Raw genomic sequence first — 21,225 nt, 5'->3', positions numbered from 1 at the left:
TTGGAGATAGAAGTGTTATGAATAGCATAAAACCCTCTCGTTAAAGATACAGGGGTTTTGTTTTCTTAAAGATTAGTGTAGGATCCAAGTAAAGGCGTTTCTTATGGTATGGCTATAAACACTTTCTTTTTGTCTAAATTGTATTCATGCCATTCTGCTTCAAGCTCGCTTTGAACTTTCTGTAAGTGCACCTTTTTTGTGCGGACCAACTCCGCCATGGTTTTCAGATGGGGCTTCAACAGTTTTGCGTTTTCGGCATCCAATTCAGCTAAATAAACCGCTTCTAGAACTTTTGTAGGTGTGAAGCCCAGTTCTTTACGCAATGCTTGAACGCGCCGGGCAAGGTCACGCATCAAACCTTCTCCAAGAAGCGCCTGGTCTCGTTGAGTATCTATCAAAGCATGTAGGTTGTTTTCTGAGGCTACGTTCCCCTTGTCGCGCAATTCGTAGTTCATTTCTTCCAGTGTGTCGACATACTCGACAGTTTTTACGTTTGCAAGTTCGAGAAACAAGTTTTCAAGCTTTTTTACAGCATTCTGGGCACTTTTCGGTCCAGCTAACACCGCTTTCTTTAGTGGCCATCGTCTCTTTAATTTAAATGTTTGTCGTGCAGAGTACGTTAAAGAAACATATTTGAGAAGCGTGTCGAAATCCTGTTCCAGCTCTAGGTCTGCTAATTTTTTGTCGGGAGTTGGCCACTTTTCAAAGTTCACTGATTCCAGCAGAGTTTTGTCTAGTGCTTTGTGAACTTGTTGGTACATTGTTTCGCATAGAAACGGTGTGATTGGGTTGAAGAGCAAATTCAAGATTCTCAGCGTTTCCCACAGGGTAGCATATACTGTGAGTCTGCGGTTTCGAGTTTCTTGATCGTCACTCCAAAGTTCATGTCTTACCATGGGAACGTATTGACGGCTTAGAAAATTGACAACAAACTCTTCCAAGTCTGAGAGAGCAAAGTTGAATTCGCATCTTTCAAACTTTTCAGTAACGCTTTTCACAGTGGTTTGAAGTTTTGATAGCAACCAGCGGTCTGGCGGCTTTAAGGTCTCATTTGTCTTTGCCCATTCCAACGCATGCCTTTGCGGGTCGAAACGATCGTATTCAGCATTTTGCATGAAGAAGCGATAAAGGTGATAAAGAGTACTGAGAACTTGGTAAGGGCGCTTACCGAGTTCTTTAACGTCGAAATTCATCGAGTCGATTGGAGAGCATTTTCGAAGTATGTAAAACCGGAAGAGGTCAGCGGAATATTTGTCAAGCAATTCGTTGGCGTCGATAACGTTACCGAGGCTTTTGCTCATTTTGTGTCCTTTCTCGTCTAAGGCGTGGCCGTAAAATAGATATGCTTTGTAGGGTGATTCTGCCTTTTCAGTCATTATGACGTGCTCGAGCAGTAACGTGTTTGCCCATCCACGAGTTTGGTCTATAGCTTCCACAAGGAAGTCAACAGGCACATATCGTTTAAATTCTTCATCAGTAAATCTTGCGTAAGGTGCAGCGCCGCTATTGTGCCAAGTGTCCAACACGAAAGGTTCGCGATGCATCTTTCCTCTGCACTTTTCACATTTGAATACGATGCGATCTATCCATGGCTTGTGGAGTTCAAAGTGTCCTTTAGGAGGCTCTGAAGCTTTCTCAAACAGCTCCTTTTTGCTTGACACCAGAACTTTGTGCCCGCATTCCGTGCATTTCCAGATTGGGAGTGGTGTTCCCCAGACCCTTTCTCTTGAGAAGCACCAAGGTTTGGCTTCACGGAGAAACGCCAAGAAACGGTTTCTCGGGGGATCGTAGTAGTATTCGACTTTCTCTGCAGCCTTGACTATTCTGTCATTTATTTTGTTGGTCCAAAGATAGTACTCCCTTCTGGCAAACCATACTAGTTTGTGATGAGAACGCCAGCAAGTTGGATATTCGTGGCGTATTCGTTTCACTGATACTAGCAAGTTTTTTTTCTGTAGCTCCTCGACAACCACGTCATCGGCGTCTCTTGCAAACAAGCCTGCAAACATACCTGCTTCTTTAGTAAAGTTAACTTCTTCGTCAAAAGGAGCGTATACGGGAACTCCGCGTTTCTGGGCAGCATCAAAGTCCTCCTCACCGTTTCCAGGAGCCAGATGAACAACACCTGTAGCGGCTGTCACATCGACAAAGTCTTCGCAAACAACCGTGTGCACAAGAGGATGTCTATCAAGTTCTTGCTGCTTTGGAACATTGCCTAGGAATGGATACTCATATTTCAGCCCTTCCAGCTCTTTACCAAAAAGAGTATCGATGACCGTGTAGTCTTGGATTTCGAGCTCTTGCATCGTTGGTTCTACTCGTTGTTTTACCATTATCCAAGTTTCGTCTTTCACTTTGACTTTAGCGTACTTCGCGTCTGGATGCACCGCTAACATCAAGTCAGTGACTAGTGTGAAGGGCATCGTGGTCCAGACGAGGAAATATTCGTTTTTCGTTTTTGCGATTTTGAATTTGAAGTAAAGCGAGGGGTCTTCAACTTCTTCGTAGCCCATACCTACTTCGGCGTTGCTTAGCGAGGTTTGGCAGTGGGGGCAGTAGGCTACCACGTAGTGGCCTTCGCCCAGTAACCCTTGGTCCCAAGCGCGTTTGAGGTATTTCCATTCGCGTTCTATATACTCGTCCAGGTATGTCCAGTAGGCTTTTTTGTCGTTTATGAACACTCCTGCTTTGATGTCAGCGCTGTGCCAAGCATCGTAATACTTTGTTATAGCTTTCTTGCATTCATCTATGAATCGTTCTTCTCCGACTCGCTCAAGCAAATCTTTCTTGTTTCTTACGCCTAATTGGCGTTCTACTTCTAGTTCAACTGGTAACCCTTGGCAATCCCAGCCCGTCCAGAAGGGAATGTAAAAGCCTTGCATTGACTTCCATCGGTAACGCAGGTCCTTTATGACTCGTCCACGAACGTGACCTATGTGGGGGTATCCGTTTAGTGTCGGAGGGCCTTCAACGTAGCCTAAGATGCCTTTGTTATTTTTCAATCTGAGTTGTTCTAGTTTCTCAGCCGTGTGGTTTTTTTCCCAAAATTCTCGAACTTTTTGTTCTAGTTCAAGCGGGGGGTAGCCTAGGGTAAGCCAGTGTTTAGAATCTACTTTGAATTTGACGGTCACCTTTCATCAACACATCCCGCCAACCACAGAAAACACCATTCCAGCATATAACTTTTTTGAACCACTCTTTCAGAAAAGATGTTCATCAATCAGCTTTTTCTTTGAGTTCTAAACAGGTATTTTTCTGCCATTGATGTCTCTTTTGAAATGTCCAAACTCGTCTCTAACTTCCTGAAGCTGCTTACATGTAAAGACGGGCCCGTCAACACATACGCGATATTTGCCAATGGTGCAGCTGCCACACAAGCCTATGGCACAACGCATAAGCCTCTCCAAACTTGCCTGTAGTAACGTTTCATGTTTTTCAGCTAAAATGAAAATCTTAAAAAGCATAGGTTCCTTGCCACAAGCATAAATTGTGTCAAACTCGTCCTTCGCCAAGGTCTCTTCTACAAGTTCGGTTACAACTCCTTTACGCCCATAACTCCCATCATCGGTAGATACGATTATTCTGTTTCCAGTTCTGGAAAATGTGCTCTCAATCTTAGACATGAAAAGCAGTTCTTCCTTAGTTCTTGCCCCCAACAGAAAAGACATCTTAACCTTCAAATCAGACAATTCCTCTGCCAGAAAAGCTAAAGGGGCAATCCCAGTCCCACCTCCCACGAGAAGCACATTACCCTTAACTGGTTTGAAACTGTTGCCGAAGGGTCCTCGGACGCCAACAATATCGCCTTTTTCTTTTTCGTGCAAAAGCTCTGTAGCTTCTCCAACATTTGCCACTGTTACTGATGCTAATCCATTTGGGTGAGTTGAGGAAATGCTCATGGGAAGTTCGTCAAAGCCTGGAAGCCAAACCATAATAAACTGACCTGGCTTGCCTTTGGCGCAGAGTTTGTCGTTGAAGAAGAAAGTTCTGACCATTGAGCTTTCTTGAACGACTTTCTCGATTTTCACTGTTCTTAACGAATTAGTTTTGATGCGATAAACCGACAATTTCTTTCACGCTACCAAATCCTTTCTTTTCCAAAAAGGCTTCGATTCCATTAGTAACCTGCTTGAACACGTTTAATCCTTTCGTGGCTATTGCGGTCCCTATTTGAACTGCAGAGGCGCCTGCCTCCATGAATTCTATGGCATCTTGCCACGTGGCTATCCCGCCGCATCCAATAATCGGGATTTTTACTTCATCATAAATTTCGTATACACATCTCACTGCTATGGGTTTTATTGCAGGGCCAGACAAGCCCCCGATCTTGTTTCCGAGGATTGGTTTAGCTGTTTCCACATCTATGACCATAGCTTTTACAGTGTTTATGGCAGTTATGGCGTCAGCTCCCCCCTTCTCTGCTGCTTTGGCTATTTTTGCAATGTTAGCAATGTTAGGTGTCAACTTGACAAATACTGGTTTGTCAACGTCTCTCTTAACCTCTTTCACAACTTCCTCAACCAGTTTCGGGTCTTGCCCAATTTCAGCTCCAGTCCCCGCAGCATGGGGACATGAAACATTTAGCTCCAACGCGTCCACAGCCATTTTCAAAGCTTTTTCCGCTATTAGTGCAAAATCCTGCGGCGAAAAGGCGTATATGCTCACAATTATCGGAACCTTGATTTTTTTTGTCTGTTGCAGTTCTTGAGCGAAATGTTCAATACCGGGGTTAGGAAGACCCATAGCATTAATCAGTCCACCTTCAACTTGAACCACTGTGGGATTTGTGTAACCGCTACGAGATTTTAAGCCTAAAGACTTCGTGACAACTGCGCCAGCTCCCGCCTCAGCTACGCGTTTCAATGTTAAACTAGACATGCCTAATATTCCAGCCGCAAGCATTGTTGGATTAGCAAGTTTCAAACCTGCGATTTCTACTGTTAAAGGATTAGTCATGTGGAATGCTCCATTTCAGTAAAGGTTATTCATTAGCAGAGATAAAGGTTAGGAAAAGGTTAGATTGAATAAATCATGTTGAGGAGAAAAAACGTGAAAGCAACTATAATAGTCTCCCTAATAGGCGTTTTTGGCTTCGGCGAAGAAGACGAAATAGTTGATAAACTTTTGTTTAAAAAAGATCCCAAAATTATAGCTGAAAAACTGGACTCGGTCGACTCTGGAAAAACGATAGATGAAACAATTTCCTTGGCTAAAAAATTGAAGAAAAAGGGTTACACTACTTTTGTTCTTGAGAATGGTGCAATTGCGGAAACTGTGAAGAAAAAACTGAAAGTAGAAACAAGCATTGCCCAGCCCTCTCAGCAAGGCGAAATTTTACGCAAAAACATGGAGGAATTTGCCCTAAAAGTTGGGTTTGTTAAGCAGCCGCAAAAATTGCGAGAGTTGATTCGTGAAGTTTCGGTTGAGCTCACCCGATTAAGAGTGAGGAAGGCAGGGGAGAAAAGAGACTTAATGGTTGCTCAAGCCATACTGAGCATTGACGATTTAGATAAAACTGCTAATCTATTCATGGGTCGGATACGTGAATGGTACGGATTGCATTTTCCAGAGCTCGATCGCATGATAGAAAAACATGAAACCTATGCAAGACTTGTTCTGAACCTGGGTAAGAGATTAGATTTTACTACAGAAAGCTTGGAAAGGGAAGGTTTGCCTGCAAACAAAGTTGCGCAAATTGTAGGAACTGCGGAAAACTCGATGGGTGCGGAACTAACAGAGACAGATATCGAACAAATCCAAGCTCTTTGCAAGCAAACACTGGAACTCTACAATTTAAGACATGCCCTGCAAAATTATGCAGATTCAACTGTAGGAGAGGTTGCGCCCAACATCCAGGCTTTAGTAGGCTCTCTACTGGCAGCTCGTTTGATAGCGTTAGCAGGAGGGTTGACTAACCTTGCGAAAATGCCTTCAAGTACCATCCAAGTTTTAGGTGCTGAAAAAGCTCTTTTTAGAGCCTTGAAGACAGGAACGAGACCGCCAAAACACGGGGTAATATTCCAAGACGCCTTAATTCATGACGCTAAAAAATGGCTAAGAGGGAAGATGTCGAGAGCATTGTCGGGAAAATTAGCTATAGCAGCTAGAACCGATGCCTTCAGCGGTAGATACATAGGTGATTCTTTGAAAGCAGACTTGGAAAAGCGAGTTGCCGAGATTAAAGAGAAATACCCGAAAGCTCCATTACAGAGAGAATATAAGCAAGAAAAAAAGTTTCAGCCTCGTCATAAAAGGAGAAAGAAACGTGGTCGTGGACGTTAAGCCTCATCCGAACTTTGCTGGAATTTACCGTGTCAGGTTAGAAGACGGTTCACGAAGATTGGCTACTGAGAATTTGGTTCCAAGAAAGAACGTTTATGGCGAACGTTTAATTTCTCTTAAGGGTATCGAGTATAGGGTCTGGGATCCTTTCCGCAGCAAGCTTGCAGCAGCCATTTTGAAAGGGTTAATTATGGTGCCTATACGACCTGGCCATAGGGTTTTGTATCTCGGGGCAGCCTCGGGAACGACAGCAAGCCACGTTTCCGACTTGGTGGGAGAAAGCGGACACGTTTACTGTGTGGAATTTGCCGCTCGTGTCATGCGCGAACTAGTAAACAACGTATGCGCTTTTCGTTTTAACATGACGCCGATATTGGAAGACGCAAGAATGCCTAGAAAATATGCGATGTTTGTTGAGAAAGTGGATGACATCTACTGTGACGTAGCGCAGCCCGAACAAGCAAAAGTTTTAGCGGACAACGCAAAGCTTTTCTTGAAGGAGGATGGGTGGGCCCTGCTGGCGGTTAAGTCTCAAAGTATCGACATAACTAAAAAACCAGTAGACGTGTACAGGCAAGAAGTAAATATATTGAAGAGCCGCGGGTTCGCTGTAAAGGAAGTTATACAACTTGAACCATACGACAAAGCACACGCAATGATTGTATCAAAAATTTAAACTTTAAAGCGCATCCGTATCTTATTCTAACATTTTAATTTACAAACATGTTTATATGCAACTTTTACATATTGGTTTACAACTGAGGGGAAGGAGATGGACAGAAAGGAAATTCTGGACAGCGCTGAATCCCTTTTTGAAGAAGCAGGCTTTCACCGATCACAGAGATGTTGCATACGACCGAGCTGTTTTGACTTTGTGGCGCGAAAAGGAAAACAACTTGCCTTCGTTAAGGTTCATCCTAACATTGGGAATGTCTATAAAAAAGACGCTGATGGGCTCACAACTATGGCAAGGCTTTTTTCTGGAGCATCACTATTCGTTTGCGAAAAAACACGGAGGAAACCGCTAGAAAATGATACGATTTATTCAAGATATAACGTAGGTGCCGTTACTCTTAAGACCCTTGAAAATGGCCTTCTCAAAGAAATGGGGCCGCTGATCGAAGCGGGTCCAGGAGGATATTACGTAAGATTAGATGGAAAAGCGATTAGAAAGAAGCGGTTAAAGAAGGACCTATCGATAGGCAAGATGGCGGAGATCATGGGTGTTTCGCGAAGAACACTTTATGGTTATGAACTGGGAATGGCGAAGGCTTCCGTTTCAACAGCTTACAAGCTCGAGTGGGTCTTGGGCATGCCTGTTATAAAGCCTATTGACATTTTTCAATATTCAGAAAAACCTGAAGGGATTCTTGCTGCTGCAAAACGCATAATTAGTGAAAGCCGCTTTCTCCAATTTGTCATTAGGAAACTGCTTCAGTTCAACTTTTCAGTTTTCCAATTAAAGCATGCTCCTTTCGATTTTGTTGCAAAGCCTCCGGAAAGCAGGATTTGCCTTTTAGGAACTGTTGCATACGAAAAAGAGCAGAATTTCGAAGTTAGAACTGAGGAGATCATGAGCATTAGCAAGATTATTGAGGCTCAACCCGTATTTATTACGGACAGCAAGAAGATTTCCATTGACAATGTTCCTCTTATCCATCGCGAAGATTTGGAAAAGATTGCGTCTTCTGAAGATTTTATGGCTAAGCTTTAGCTATGTCTTCGTACAGTTTGATTTGCTTCATTTTCGCGTTTGCCTTAGCTGCCTTTGCGGGTTTCCAAGATCGGCGCACAAAATCTGGGTATACGCTGCTTCTTCTTGCAAGGGTTTCAAGGAAAGCTGTGGTTTTTGAATCCGCCATATAGCCGCTTCCAAAGTCGCCATGTTGAGCTTTCAATTTGTCTATGTCACAGTCTCTTTCAACTTTGGCAATTATAGAGGCAGCAGAAACAACTGGATAGTTTCTGTCCGCTTTATGTTCTGATATCACTTGCACTGGAAAGGAAAGACATTCCTTGATGTGATGTTTGTAGCGGTTTGCTAAGACGTCAGAAGCATCGACGATTGCAATGTCGGGTCTGAGTGCTTCGATTACGTGTGCCATCGTTCGTGCTTCCAAACGGTTAAGCTTATGTAGCTTTCTTCGACTGTTGACTGCCTTGTCTATTTCCGCAGGGAAGAGTTTGACCATGTGTGTGTCGATTGCGATTTGTTTAATTTCTTTGGTTAATAGTTCTCGTCGGCGACGTGACAGAAGTTTGCTGTCCTTCACTCCAAGTTTCAGAAGTTCAAGCTGACGCGTTTCATCTATTAGCACCCCTGCAATAACTAAAGGACCAATAACACAGCCGCGGCCTGCCTCATCTACGCCCAATATTCGCATGCAGTCAGCCTTCATACAATCCTTGTTGCATAAACTTAATAATCTTGTTTACAATCGAAATGAGAAGTTTAGCTCTAGTTTCTTGAGTAACTTCAATTACGTCTGCATCCTTCCTAGATTTGATTTGTTTGATAAGGTTGTGTTGAGCGCGGTAGTGAATCGTGCCAAGTACTGGTTTAGAGCTATTAACCGCCTTTTGCACAGCGTCTCTAAAGATTTCAGAGAATAACTCCATGGGACCGATTTCGTCAATCAGCACTATATCTGCGTCCTTTAAGGCGTTCAGAATGGCTGTCACGCCTATTAAGTTGAGGTCGTCAAGGTTGACTCGATATTTGCCTATTCGAGGGCCTACAGGTTGACGAACATGTGCAAGCCATCCTCTCTTATTCGATGCATAGTCGCGGACTTCGAAGCCTACTCGGACACCCCTTTCACGAATTTCTCCACTAATCATACCACCTAGTTTGTAGCCTCTTACGCTCAGCTGCTCTGCTGCTTTAAGCAACACGGTTGTTTTCCCTGTTCTTGGAGAGCCAGTTATGAATGTTAGACGTTTCATTCTGTCACCACCATATGTTTCGTGAATTGTTTTTAAGTGTTGGAGGCCAACGTTTCTTGCGGTTGAGTGAAGAGGTTGAGCTTTCATTTTCCAATGGAAGTTATTACTGAAGGCTTGGTTCAGGTTGCCGTGCCGAGACTTAAGGCTTTTGTGAAGAAACCTTCCGATTACGCGCCGTCGAAGGCGCCCGTGTTCTACAATCCCGTAATGGAGTTGAATCGTGATCTGGCAGTTTTGGCATTGCAGGCTTTTCAACGACTTGTTGGGCGGGAATTAGCGATTTGTGAACCATTAGCTGGTTGCGGAATTCGGGGGATACGCTTGGCAAGAGAGGTTGGAAGTGTGAAGAAAGTGGTGGTTAACGATATTAATAGCGAAGCTTATCGTTTAACGAAGTTTAACGTAGAAAAGAATGAATTGGTAGACAAGTTTACTGTGGAGAACGAAGACGCAAATTTTTTGTTAAGTCGTTTTGCAGCCCCTAAAAAAAGGTTTGATTATGTTGACATTGACCCTTTTGGGTCGCCAATGCCTTATGCAGATTCCGCTTTGAGGGCTCTACGAAGTGGTGGGCTGTTGGCATTGACTGCTACTGATTTGGCTCCTCTGTGTGGCGTACATCCTAAAGCATGCGTGCGAAAGTACGGTGGAAAACCGTTGCGAACTGAGTATTGCCACGAGTTGGCTGTGCGTTTGTTGGCTGGAGCTTTGGCAAGAACCGCAGCTAAATATGACGTTGGTGTCAAAGTGATGTTCAGCCACAGTTCGGAGCATTACATCAGGCTTTATGCCATAGTGGATTATGGAGCTAAAAAGGCAGATGCTAGTCTAAAGAACATGGGATATATCTACCACTGCTTTGCCTGCTTTCACAGAGAAATATCAGCCGGAATGTTCCATTGCAAGAAAGAAGCATGCTCAGAGTGCGGCAGCAGGATGAGTGTTGCGGGGCCTCTTTGGATAGGTAAAATCGTCAGCGAAGATTTCATTGCTTCTATGGAGAGGGAAGCAAAAACTAAGAGTTTCAAGCGCAAAAAGAATATTCGTAAGCTTTTAATTCTGACGAAGGAAGAGGCAAATGCCCCTATTACGTATTATATGGTGGACAAGATTTGTGATAAACTCGGCTTGCCTGTGCCGTCAATAAAGAAGGTAATTGCAGAGCTGGAAAAGGCAAGGTATCAAGTGAGCTTTACACACTTTAAAACCCACGGCATCAAGACAGACGCTCCAGCTAAAATAGTCAAAGAAACAATTGCCGAGATGTGCTGAATCGAATACTTGGTTAATATAACTAGCACTAAAAACTTTTCTTGTTTCACCTTTGCCCTGTTTATTTGGCATGTAGGTTGAAAAAGCTGTAGCTGAGCTAAAAGAACCAATTAGAATCATAAAATCTCCATATTGCAAATCATTTAAGGGCTATAGATCATTCTAAATTCAATCAAATGATCCTTCATAAAGGATAAATACTGAGGCAAAGGACATTAAAATGTTGAAACGAGAGAGAGGAGTACTGTTGACCGATATGGGGCAAGATTTTCATCGGATGACAGATAAGATAAATAAGCCTACCAAACAAAAAATTATGAGTTTCATTGGAGAACCGGCAAAGAAAGCTTGGCTAGATGTAAGACAGTTTATTGAAGACTATTATGGTCTTGTACCTGAAACGGTATTTTATGGAGCAAAGTACGGATGGACAATCCGTTACCGCAAAAGCGGCAAAACTTTATGCTCACTTTTCCCTGAGAAAGGTGGATTCACAGTTCTGGTAGTTCTTGGCAAGAAAGAATCTGAAAAAGCTCTTTCAATGCGAGATGAACTGAGTTCTAAAATCCGCAATTTTCTAGAGGACACTGAACAATTGCATGATGGACGCTGGTTATGGCTTAGAATATTAACAACAAGTGATGCTAACGACGTAAAAAAACTTCTACAAATAAAAAGAAAGCCGAACAAGACTTAATCCTGAAGCTCAAATAATTGTCAGATGAGATTATTGCCCTCTCAAGACCTCCACACAAGTTTTCCCATTAATTAAGCGAACCATTTTAGGCTCTTTTTTTGGCACTTACAATAGTGATTACGTCCCTGTCTTTCAATACATGGCCTTCACCTATGCGTTTTTTCTCGCGTACTTCTACGGCATAGATGAAATTGTCGCCAAGTTCCGTATGGATAAGGTAGGCAAGCTGCCGAGCGGTTGTTCCGTAAGGAACAATGTAAGCATCAGGCAAAACCTCGCCGTTATGATTGCTGAGTTTCTCTATGTCCTCTACTGGATAAACAACTATGCAGTTCAGTAGTTTGAAGTATGCTGCGTTTATGGCTTCTTGTACTCCCGTGGTGCCGAAGGGGGCTAAGATTCTTTCCTTAATTATTTGAAGGGCTTTCTGCTGTGTTTCGCTTAGGGCGGCTGGTTTAAGAATGTTGTAGTTACAGTCGCCTGGTTTGTAATCTATCCACTCCTTTTCTGTAGCCCTACGTAATGCCAGTTCAGCCTCCGCACTGCATGGAACCACAAAATAATCTTGTTGTTTCAATCGCTCTACGTTTTCTTCAGCTGCGGGCAAGTCAATTTTATTTGCTGCAACTAGCATAGGCTTTGCAACTCTTCTTAAGGTATCTATAAACTTGAGAAGTTCTTCTTCGCTCCATGAAGCTGGTTTGTCAGCATTTAACCTACTTTGCCTTATTGCCTCGAAAATGTGTCCACGCTTAATGGATAAGCCGCTTAATCTCTCTTCAAGCTGACTGAGCAAATCAACTCCTGCCCCCTTAGATTCAATGGTCCTTGCCATCTTTGCCCAATCACGTTTCAGGATATTAGCTATCCACATTGTAATCTCAACCTCAAGGAAACGTACATCCTCCAAGGGATCATGTGTGCCTGGCTTGCACTGCTTGCCCTCAATGTCGGTAGCTCCAGCTGCATCAACAATGTGGATTAGCGCATCAGCCTTTCGAATCTCGTCTAGAAACTGGTTTCCTAGTCCACGTCCTTGCCATGCTCCGGGCACTAATCCAGCGCAGTCAATCAACTCCACAGGGATGAGCCGCACACCGTCCAAACATAGCGAATTGACGGGGTTATCTTTTACGTTGAATTCTTCGTGAACACAGGGTGTGCGAATGTATCCAATCCCCCGGTTCGGCTTTATGGTGGTAAACGGGTAATTAGCTATCTCTGCAGGTGCCAATGTGGCGGCAGAAAAAAATGTTGATTTGCCTACATTAGGTTTACCGACAATTCCAATAGAGTATGGTCGAGTTTTTTTGCCCGCTATGGACATTACTGTCAACCTAATGAATAGATTTGTTGAGGATGAATAAATGCTTTTGAAAAGTAAAGCTTTCTGGTGGCTACATAAAAGTTGAGCCTCACTACGTCAAATTGACAGTTATAAAGGATTAAAGAAAAAAGTTAGAAAGAACATGTTAAGGCTAAGCAGCTACTATTCCTCGTCTTCCTCCATCGTTTTCACCTCGCCGTTGGAAATTTCTGACAGCTTCCTCAACGTTCATACACAAAAAATCAGCTTTTCAAGCGTTTCTATGTGAGAGGTGGCAAAAAAGAGCGAAAGGAGTAGCAATCTAGACAGGGGGCTTCAAAATTTCCGCCCTTAAGAAGGTTTTTGGACTTCGAATTTGAGGCGTCATATAAGCCCAGACCAGGTGATGTGAATTGTGTGCTGCGCCAATTCTGCCTTCAGAGTCAACAGCTATCAAACCCATTTGGTTGGAAACGTTTTGCATTCTACGGTTTACTTCTTGAATTGAGATTTCGGTTGCTTTCTGCGGCGTTTGTCCTACGCGTATTAAATCGCACGTGCTTTTCGCTAGAACGAGTCGAATGGCAATTTCTCCTATTCCCGTGGCTGAACATGCGCCTGCCTCGTTATCGGCATAGTTGCCGCAGCCTATCAAAGGTGAATCTCCTATTCGTCCTGGAACTTTTAGAGAAATCCCACCTGTAGATGTTGCCGCTGCCACGTTGCCTTCTTCGTCGACTGCAACTGCGCCGACAGTATCAAGGTTAAAAAGGTTGGGATGCGATTTCAATAACTCGGACAGCTTGGGTAAATAGCTAAGCTCGTCTTGTGTCATTTTGTTCTTTAATTCGCGCCAGTATTTTTCCCTAAGGTTAGTGTTTGGGTTTCTCCGTTCCAAGCTGAAAATTTCAGCCAATTTCTCTGCGCTTTGTCCCACTATGAAAATGTGATCGGTGTTTTCCATGACAATACGAGCTAAATGTACGGGATGTTTGACATCGCTTACTAGTCCTACCGCTCCTGCCGATAGTGTTTTGCCATCCATTATGGAAGCTTCCATTTCGATACGTTTATCGAGGGATAACGATGACCCTAACCCTGCGTTAAAGACTTCATTGTCTTCCATTGACATAACTGCGGACTCCACGGCATCAAGAGCGTTTCCGTTTTGTTTTAAAAAGTCAAACCCAGACTTTGCTGCCTCTTTAACCCCTGTGATGCCTGCTCCTCGTCTTTCTGGACGCCATTCTCCGGCGCCACCATGAACTATTATTGTCGGCCTCTGCATATTCATCACAGTACAATCCCTATTGCTTTGAGATTAGCTACAATGTTTTTTAAAGGATTTAAAATCTCTGTTGATGGAAACAGCTAATAGTTGGGCAGTGTTTTTTACTATGGGATGATGTGAGGCGACGGCGTGGAGCCTCTCTAGCAGTGACGCGCCCAGCTTACTGACCTCCTCAAATTATTGCCTGATTTGTATTTATAGAAACTAAAGTTGACATGAGAAAGGAGGTTCAAAAAACGCGCATATTAAAGGCAACGCTCGAGAATGTTAGAGCTGCCGCAGAAATCGTCAAGAAAGGCGGATTAATTGTTTATCCAACAGACACCGTTTACGGTCTAGGCTGTGACCCTTTCAATATTAGCGCCGTTGAGAAGCTTATCCGCGTAAAAGGCACACGAGACAAGCCCTTGCCCATTCTTGCATATAGCTTAAACGACATTGAGAGAGTAGCGGAACTTTCTGAAAAAGCCAGACGAATTGGAGAAAAATTCTGGCCTGGACCTTTAACTCTAATATTGCCTAAAAAACGTTCTTCCGACATTATTACATTTAGTTTAACGACCATTGGTGTTAGGATACCGAATCACAAAGTTGCACTCAAGCTTATAGGATTGTCAGGTGGGCTTCTCATAGGCACTAGTGCTAACAAAACCGGGGTGCAGCCTCCATCTAATGCTGCTGAGGCTTATGAACAATTGAATGGGAAGGTGGATGTGATTCTTGATGGCGGGATGGTTAAACTCGGGGTTCCTTCGACTATTTTGGATTTGACTTGTGAAAGACTGGAGGTTTTGCGCAATGGTCCTGTGAATCTTGAAGATGTAATGGAATCTTTTGAAAAGCCTGTTTGACGCTTAATCTAGATTCTTTAATGTAAGCTTTAAATCAGGCAGAAGGGAACTTTTGCGATGAAAATCTACGCATGTAAGACATCTAAGTGATAAAAGCTATCTCTTCCAAAAACTCGGCTATTGCCCTTCCCTTCCTTGTTAACTCATATCTAATCGGCACATACCGCCTGAACACCAATTTCTTCCCCCTCAAACTCCGCAAATACTTGTATGTTCTACGTAAATTAATACCAACAGTTTGAGACAGGTAGCGGGCAGGAATGCCAGCTTGCGGAATTGCGTCACAAATTCTCTTCTGTGTCAACGAAAGCCGTTCTAAAAACAACGCTCTCTTCGTACGGAAGTAGAAAACGCGATTAGAAGGAGAATTATTCAATATCAGCTCACGCTCCTGTAGACGCTTCAAAGTCCTGGACAAACTCTTCGTAGGAGCACCCTCGAATAACCCGCCACGAGTCTTCGCGCAATGAAGAAGACTTCTAAGTATTTCTTCCTCATAACCGCTAGAGTGGATTGGCAGTTGTCCTGAAAAACAATGTCTAATCATGGCATCGTGAATTTTTCTACCATACAATGTAAGCCCAAAGCGTTTGTTTCTTTCTTTCACCAAGCCTGCCTTAAATAAAGGTTTCAAATAGTCATCAATTATCTTCTGACTGTGATGGAATCCATGGTTTCTAAGTTTTTTCTGTAGATCATCAAAGACTAAGGATCTTTCATGAAGAATGCCAAGTATTGCGAGTCTTCTCTTGTTTTTGATGGCATTCAGCAGCTTGAGTCCATGATTGTCCTCTGATAAAAATTTGTTGGTCTCCCGAAGCTCTTTCTTCACTTTCCAAGTTTCACAATGTTCTACACATGACATTAGTGAAATAACACTGCAGCTTTTGCATCGTTCCTCCATCATCTGTAACGTCTGTTCTAAGCTGCAACCGTCGTCAACCATTTTCCTCGATAGCCATAACGAATCTCCAACAAGCTTTCGGCTCTCTATATACCCTTCGTGGGGGACGTATATCACAGGAGCTTGGTCATTGCGATGAGTGTTCCTTTTGGGGAGAAAGGAGAGGAGTTTTTTTTCAAAAGAAGTTTCCTCCATTGTTCCTATGACACACGTCATAATATGATGACGTGCGTCATACTTATATACCTTTTCCCCACAACACTATAAACGGAGCAAAACAATGAAACTTCCATGCGAAGTTGCAGTAAAATCAGTCGTCCCCGCAATACGCGCCCTTCTTGCAAAAGAGCTCATTGAAACCTACGGAATGAAACAAAGAGAAGCAGCCAACCTACTTGGCATAACCCAGACAGCGGTAAGCAAATATGCTCACCATGTAAGAGGAAGAGTTCTGTTGATGGAAAAAGAAAAGAAAGTTGAAATACTAATTTCGAAAACTGCTGCCTTACTAGCTAACGGCAACTTGAACAGAACAGCGCTTGCACTACAAATCTGCACTGCATGCAAGTTTGTACGAAAAAAGGGTCTTATGTGTGAGCTCTGCAAACGCGTGGATCCAACTTTAGACATTCAACAATGTAAAGTATGCCTTTTCCTCACGTGATTGTTCAACATCAACTGGCTTAAAGGAACACGTTGAGCAAAAAGGAGCTGAATAATAAGCTCATTACAACGGCTCCTAAACCTATCAAAAAGGCTTTGTTCCAAGAGAGTTCATGTATCTTTTTCAAAGCAATAGCACAAAGAATGGTAGTCCATCCATAAGCAAACAAGCTTAGAAAAGTAATTGGTGTGCCCCAACTGCCTTGGTAGATATCAAGATATTCCAAGTAGGTAGTGTTATAGGGAAGGAAGACAGGCGGTAGAAGAATAAATAGCAGCGCAAGAGCTCCCAAATAAACGATGGAGGCTGAATACACGTATCCAAGGATAAATAACAAGTTTTTCCATAAGCCATTCCAATCTGAGAAGCTCCTTAAGGCTAACAAAACTATTCCAAAGAGAATTAGCCATTCCACCAAAAAATTGATGCCGCCTCGTATAAACGAATATGTAAGTTGCAAATCAAAGGTGTTGGAAGATGAAATGGGAGTATACTTCCCAAAAAACAAGTCATCGATTTTCAAAACAAGGTTTGCTGTATTACTCCATATTAACAGAAAACTAATCCCAGTTATGTTTGTCCAACTTGCTGATTTCTCTGACGCTCCTACCCAGTTGTCGGTGGCAAGATTAACAGTAATATTTGCCCAAACACTAGTATTGTTGGCTATAATGCCTCCTATATCCAACTCGATTTTTTTGCTTTCATTATTGAACGAAAATAACTGCAAGATTGCAGTTGGAACATCATCTGCTTCATTAATCCATTTTATTCTAAACGATAAGCAACTATATTCCTCTTTAGAGCAATTGAAACTTCCTATGTTTGTCAAACGCATCCAAATTAGTGAACTATTAGTCAAAGAAGAAGAAACACTATAATTGCCTACAATGCAATCGTAACTATCAAGAGTCACATTGTCGTTGGAGTTCCATAAGAACGACGTTGAGTTCCCAACAGATTCGGTCCATAAATCGTTTTCAGGTGTTGGGGTCTCTAAGAAAAATTTGGTCCCGCTTACATATTGTCCGCCTAAAATTAGGGGCAATGTTATCAATAGGATTAATACTGGACCTTTAATGTTCGGTTTCTCCACTATCTCTTCAAACGTCTTCATTGGAGAGTATAGCACCCTGAATATCCATTTTACAAACTGCCACGGTTGCTTTTTTTCCTGTTCTTCTTCCAAAGAGTGGGGCTCATCGATTGTCAAGTTGCGTGCATTCCTTGCTTAATTCTTCTATAAGTGGCGTAATCTACATAATCTATGAATTTGTTTTCAGCCTGATATCTTACAGTGAATTTCTGTCTAGGTCTCTTATCCATTAACTGGCTTGTGGTAACAAAAGAGTAAGCATCACTCCCTGCCCCAGAACCATAACTCGCCACTAATATTCTATCGTTCGGTTTTGCTATGTCAAGGACAGCGGCTAAACCGATGGGCGAGCACCCAGAGTATGTATTTCCAAATTTTGCAACCTGAAGCCCGGGCAGAAATTGTTCTTCTTTAAAACCTAAATCTTTAGCAACACGTGTTGGAAAAGCAGCGTTAGGCTGATGGGCTACAAAATAGTTTATGTCACGGGGTTCAAGCTTCAATCGTTCCATGAGCTTTTTGACGGTTTTTGTTACGTGTTTGAAGTAAGCTGGTTTACCCGTAAATCTACCGCCGTGACTTGGGTAAGGTTGTGTGTCCCTTCTCCAAAAATCTGGCGTGTCTGATGTTGTTGAAACCCAGCCTTCAAACTGAGCTATTACATCATGCATGCCAAAAATGAAAGCGGCGCCTCCATAGCCTACAAACAAGTCTAGTTCACCTCCTGGCTCGTCTCTTGGGGCAGATTGAGAATTGTCTGCTCCGATTACCATGGCATAAGATTCTTCTGAATCGGGGTAATACACTAGAGAAGCAGCGTCCTTAAACATGCTAGTCGCTGCTTTACATGCAAACTCCGTGTCTATCGCGTCTACACATTGGATACCTTCTGCTTGGTACTCTTCACCAAGCTTCAGAACCTGAGCTACTTTAGAAGCGATCGGCTTGACAGCGTAAGGATTAGACTCTGATCCTACATACACCTTGCCAATCAACCTATGATCGACACCTGAATGAATAAGTGCGATTTTTCCAGCTTCAACGGCTGCTGTTATAGCGTCTTCATCTAGAAAAGGGACAGCGCGCTCTATTCTTCCTTCTCTAATTCTGAACTTAGAAGAATAGACACCATAACCCACTATTCCTGGCTTCTCGTATTCCTTCGAAGGCTTAACTATTTTATACTCTTGGTAAGGGTAGTATTCATCAGCAAAAGAAAAAGTCAGAGATATCGTTGGGATTATTCCGCTGGCATCTACAGCGTGTCTTCTCCTGAAGCGTGGGACAACCCTTCTTCCTTCCAAATCATCGAGCCTTAGTTCCTCTTCATCTCTGATAATACGATCAGTTAATCTGCCTGGAAAACGTACTTTGTCGTTGTGGAACGAAAATATTCCATAGAGGTATGGGCCCAATTTTGTGAACTTGTTTGTAGGTTTATTTACAAGGGTGCAAATTTCCAGCGTTCCTTCTTCGTAAAAGAAGTCGATACGCTCCATTTTTCGAAAGCTTTCCCTTCCGCAAGCGCCGCAGTAATCTTTGAGTTTGAAATATTCTTTTCCACAGATGCTGCAACGACTGCCGCGTAGCCTATCGCCTATATAGGCCACTCGTCTCTCAATTGGCTCGCTGCTCATGTCAGTTCTTTCCTAGAATGTAGATATATGCTTTGGTTCCAAAACCTTCCAACTCGTGAACACAACCGCATCTGAGTTCATCATCTGCTTTTACCTGCCTTTCACCAGCCTCATGTCTTAACTGTTGAAATACTTCGAAAATCTCTGCACCACCTGTGGCGCCCAAAGGATTTCCATCGGCCTTAAGCCCACCATTCACGTTCACAAATAGTCTCTTACCATTAAGCTCGTAATAGTCTTCATTCTCTTTACAACTTTTGTAAATGTCTATCCACGCCTTACCCCTCTCGCAGAACCCTAAATCCTCTAAAGACACCATCCCCATCATCGTAGATTGATCGTAAAGTTCTAAAATCGAAATGTCGGTCAATTCGATATCCGATGTCCTAAGGATGTCCTTCATTGCAAGTCTAGTGGACAAAAAACCAGTCAAGTCGTTCCGCGAAGGGAAGGTAATATAATCTGTGGCTAGAGAGTAACCTAGAATGTAAACTGGTTTGCTAGTATAAGATTCAGCAAGTTCTGAATTTGTTAGTATTAGAGCTGAGGCGCCATCAGATATTGGCGCAAAATCGAACAAGCCTAGAGGTCTTCTTGCCTTGGTTCTTGCTTTCATAACTGCATCTACGGAGATCTCCCTGTGAAACTGAGCGTACTTGTTTTTCATGGCCGCATGGTGATTTCTTACTGAGAAGTTAGCTAACGCCTCCTTCAAAATGTCAAGTTGCTCACCAGCAACCCCATATTTTTTAATATATGCCCTGAGCATAAGCTCATGATTCGCCTCTGGAGTACATCCAGCATAATAGCTCCACGGATCTTCTAGAAGCATGAGGTCATCTCTAATCTTGTCCCACCGGTCTGTCATTTTTTCCATTCCACCTACAAGCATAAGCTCATACTTCCCGGCCAAAACGGCGTTGCAAGCATTCGCGAGGGCGGAGCTGAAGGACCGCGTGATTTCCATGGGGACATTTAACTCTAAAAGTTCAGATAGAAAGCCTTCTTCAAGCCCGAACTTGTTGGTTATAGGAAGAAAATAATCTGCATAGTGGCACGCGTCAACATCTTCACGCTCAATTTTCGCAGAGTCTAAAGCTGCCAGTCCAGCTTCTTCAACTAGATTTTCAGGCTCTCTTTCATAATGTTCTCCAAACTCGGTCCTGCCCACGCTGATTATAGCCGGGCATTTTGTTTTCATGACAAATATTAACTCCTTTCTCTGCAGAGCTTTATCCACTTATATAAAGGTCTTTCTTAAGTGTTTACTATCTTGTAGAGAAAATTGGCCTTAAGCAGTTAAGTTTAGATGCAACAAGGTGGGGAGGCATCTATGAAACATGTTGAAAGACCCTTTTTGGTTCAAAGTCAAGGAAATTCGTGGAAAATGCCCTATATTCAAAGTTGGGATAGAATAGTTTTTTAATGAACCAGAAGTATCTTGGACGAGATAGATGCTTTGTGCATTCATGCGTTGGGTTCAATGCTATCCGTGCTTGTTGCGCTGAATGGAGGAAAGAGCTTCAATGAGTTGGGCTTGACGAATGACGAAGAGAATGTGGGGCTACATTCAATGTCTCGATCTAGGTCCTCTATACGCTTCTGGTGGAACAGTGTTGTTTGAGACTTGACATGAATTGAAAAGCTAAGCAACGCTTTTATTCACTTACTCGGGAACATGTGGGGCACGTGGCTCTTACGATGGCTTCGAAAGAGAGAACGTTGTTACTTGGCGTCACTTTGCTGATTTTTTTAGCGTTGGCATATGTTGAAAATAGGGCTTTCTTTGAATATTCTGGAAACTTGTTCGCTAATCCTCCAATTGCTGTGTTAGTGGTCTTTATCCACAATGTTTTGGTGGTCTCTCTTATTCTGCTTGCTATGACTTTCTACGTCGAACTAGTTCTTTCTTTTTTCAAGCCGAAAAAGTATGACTATGTTGTGCTTCAGCATCCCCGCCCTTTTGCTTTAATGTTCACTCTTATGATTATTCTTTTGAGCATTTTTAGAGCCAGCATGATTGTTTTTGGCACCGTAGCTCTGGGTAATTTAGCTATGTTTGTTCTGCTGAGTCTGCCCAATGGCATACTTGAAGGGTATGGAATTTATTTAACAATACGTAAAACATTAAGCAGAAGCATGACCATAAGAGCTCTTGTAATAATTTATTTTTTATTTTTTGTAGCTGCAGTAATTGAGGTTGGATTCATTCAGCTACTTCTATTCGTAAGCAATGCTTGAATCTTTAAATAAACATCGCTATACTTCATTGAAGCAAG

At 42.8% G+C, this 21,225-nt stretch carries 19 protein-coding genes; 8 read left to right on the top strand and 11 right to left on the bottom strand.

The window, feature by feature from the left end:
• Positions 1–101: 101 nt before the first annotated feature.
• The 3 genes from KAU88_00190 to KAU88_00180 form a co-directional block, all read right to left on the bottom strand.
• Positions 102–3,131, bottom strand: a complete 3,030-nt coding sequence (locus KAU88_00190) for an isoleucine--tRNA ligase (protein MCK4476936.1) — start codon at positions 3,129–3,131, stop codon at positions 102–104.
• 108 nt (positions 3,132–3,239) lie between these two features.
• Positions 3,240–4,067 (bottom strand): dihydroorotate dehydrogenase electron transfer subunit, encoded by an 828-nt coding sequence (locus KAU88_00185; protein MCK4476935.1) that lies wholly within the window; start codon positions 4,065–4,067, stop codon positions 3,240–3,242.
• Positions 4,042–4,956, bottom strand: a complete 915-nt coding sequence (locus tag KAU88_00180; protein MCK4476934.1) for a dihydroorotate dehydrogenase — start codon at positions 4,954–4,956, stop codon at positions 4,042–4,044. The genes KAU88_00185 and KAU88_00180 overlap by 26 nt, the downstream gene beginning before the upstream one ends.
• Positions 4,957–5,049: 93 nt before the next feature.
• On the opposite strand from KAU88_00180, the gene KAU88_00175 reads away from it, so the two are divergent.
• From KAU88_00175 to KAU88_00165, 3 genes are all read left to right on the top strand, one after another.
• Positions 5,050–6,282 carry a C/D box methylation guide ribonucleoprotein complex aNOP56 subunit gene (locus KAU88_00175; GenBank protein MCK4476933.1) on the top strand — a complete coding sequence of 411 codons (1,233 nt, stop codon included), beginning with the start codon at positions 5,050–5,052 and terminating at the stop codon, positions 6,280–6,282.
• Entirely contained in the window at positions 6,248–6,958 is a 711-nt protein-coding gene (locus KAU88_00170) for a fibrillarin-like rRNA/tRNA 2'-O-methyltransferase (protein MCK4476932.1), read from the top strand. Before KAU88_00175 ends, KAU88_00170 begins: the two co-directional genes overlap by 35 nt.
• A 96-nt stretch (positions 6,959–7,054) precedes the next feature.
• Positions 7,055–7,996, top strand: coding sequence for a helix-turn-helix domain-containing protein (locus KAU88_00165; GenBank protein MCK4476931.1), 942 nt, complete (start codon positions 7,055–7,057; stop codon positions 7,994–7,996).
• Here the strand turns inward: KAU88_00165 and rnhB are convergent.
• Positions 7,986–8,666 (bottom strand): ribonuclease HII, encoded by a 681-nt coding sequence (rnhB, locus tag KAU88_00160; GenBank protein MCK4476930.1) that lies wholly within the window; start codon positions 8,664–8,666, stop codon positions 7,986–7,988. The genes KAU88_00165 and rnhB overlap by 11 nt on opposite strands.
• 4 nt (positions 8,667–8,670) lie before the next feature.
• On the bottom strand, positions 8,671–9,228 hold the full coding sequence (locus KAU88_00155) for an NTPase (protein MCK4476929.1): 558 nt from the start codon (positions 9,226–9,228) through the stop codon (positions 8,671–8,673).
• A gap of 75 nt (positions 9,229–9,303) precedes the next feature.
• Here KAU88_00155 and KAU88_00150 point away from each other — a divergent pair, with 75 nt between their 5' ends.
• Both KAU88_00150 and KAU88_00145 read left to right on the top strand, forming a co-directional pair.
• Positions 9,304–10,500, top strand: a complete 1,197-nt coding sequence (locus tag KAU88_00150; GenBank protein MCK4476928.1) for a tRNA (guanine(10)-N(2))-dimethyltransferase — start codon at positions 9,304–9,306, stop codon at positions 10,498–10,500.
• Between the two features lie 220 nt (positions 10,501–10,720).
• Positions 10,721–11,197 carry a DUF3788 domain-containing protein gene (locus KAU88_00145; protein ID MCK4476927.1) on the top strand — a complete coding sequence of 159 codons (477 nt, stop codon included), beginning with the start codon at positions 10,721–10,723 and terminating at the stop codon, positions 11,195–11,197.
• 85 nt (positions 11,198–11,282) lie between these two features.
• Here KAU88_00145 and KAU88_00140 read toward each other — a convergent pair whose 3' ends face one another.
• Complete coding sequence (locus KAU88_00140) at positions 11,283–12,524, bottom strand: redox-regulated ATPase YchF (GenBank protein ID MCK4476926.1); 1,242 nt, start codon at positions 12,522–12,524, stop codon at positions 11,283–11,285.
• Between the two features lie 301 nt (positions 12,525–12,825).
• A complete protein-coding gene (locus tag KAU88_00135) occupies positions 12,826–13,791 on the bottom strand; it encodes an isoaspartyl peptidase/L-asparaginase (protein ID MCK4476925.1) in 966 nt (321 codons plus the stop codon).
• A gap of 218 nt (positions 13,792–14,009) precedes the next feature.
• Here KAU88_00135 and KAU88_00130 point away from each other — a divergent pair, with 218 nt between their 5' ends.
• Positions 14,010–14,645 (top strand): threonylcarbamoyl-AMP synthase, encoded by a 636-nt coding sequence (locus KAU88_00130; protein ID MCK4476924.1) that lies wholly within the window; start codon positions 14,010–14,012, stop codon positions 14,643–14,645.
• An 82-nt stretch (positions 14,646–14,727) separates the two neighbouring features.
• Here the strand turns inward: KAU88_00130 and KAU88_00125 are convergent, their stop codons facing one another.
• Positions 14,728–15,744: a hypothetical protein gene (locus KAU88_00125; GenBank protein ID MCK4476923.1), complete on the bottom strand. Its 1,017-nt coding sequence runs from the start codon at positions 15,742–15,744 to the stop codon at positions 14,728–14,730.
• Between the two features lie 85 nt (positions 15,745–15,829).
• Here KAU88_00125 and KAU88_00120 point away from each other — a divergent pair, with 85 nt between their 5' ends.
• Complete coding sequence (locus KAU88_00120) at positions 15,830–16,213, top strand: transcriptional regulator (GenBank protein ID MCK4476922.1); 384 nt, start codon at positions 15,830–15,832, stop codon at positions 16,211–16,213.
• 19 nt (positions 16,214–16,232) lie between these two features.
• On the opposite strand, the gene KAU88_00115 is transcribed toward KAU88_00120, so the two are convergent.
• The 3 genes from KAU88_00115 to KAU88_00105 all read right to left on the bottom strand — a co-directional run bounded on the left by KAU88_00115 (position 16,233) and on the right by KAU88_00105 (position 20,147).
• Positions 16,233–17,402, bottom strand: a complete 1,170-nt coding sequence (locus KAU88_00115; protein MCK4476921.1) for a hypothetical protein — start codon at positions 17,400–17,402, stop codon at positions 16,233–16,235.
• A gap of 20 nt (positions 17,403–17,422) precedes the next feature.
• Positions 17,423–18,808 (bottom strand): hydroxymethylglutaryl-CoA synthase, encoded by a 1,386-nt coding sequence (locus KAU88_00110; protein ID MCK4476920.1) that lies wholly within the window; start codon positions 18,806–18,808, stop codon positions 17,423–17,425.
• 139 nt (positions 18,809–18,947) lie between these two features.
• The gene (locus KAU88_00105; GenBank protein MCK4476919.1) at positions 18,948–20,147 is read right to left on the bottom strand and encodes a hypothetical protein; all 1,200 of its coding nucleotides are present in this window, start codon (positions 20,145–20,147) and stop codon (positions 18,948–18,950) included.
• A gap of 500 nt (positions 20,148–20,647) precedes the next feature.
• Between KAU88_00105 and KAU88_00100 the strand changes: the two genes are divergently transcribed.
• The gene (locus tag KAU88_00100) at positions 20,648–21,187 is read left to right on the top strand and encodes a hypothetical protein (GenBank protein ID MCK4476918.1); all 540 of its coding nucleotides are present in this window, start codon (positions 20,648–20,650) and stop codon (positions 21,185–21,187) included.
• The last annotated feature ends 38 nt before the right edge of the window (positions 21,188–21,225 follow it).

It is taken from the genome of Candidatus Bathyarchaeota archaeon (genome assembly GCA_023131225.1).
Lineage (GTDB): Archaea > Thermoproteota > Bathyarchaeia > Bathyarchaeales > SOJC01 > JAGLZW01.
This window is presented reverse-complemented; position numbering and strand designations above follow the sequence as displayed.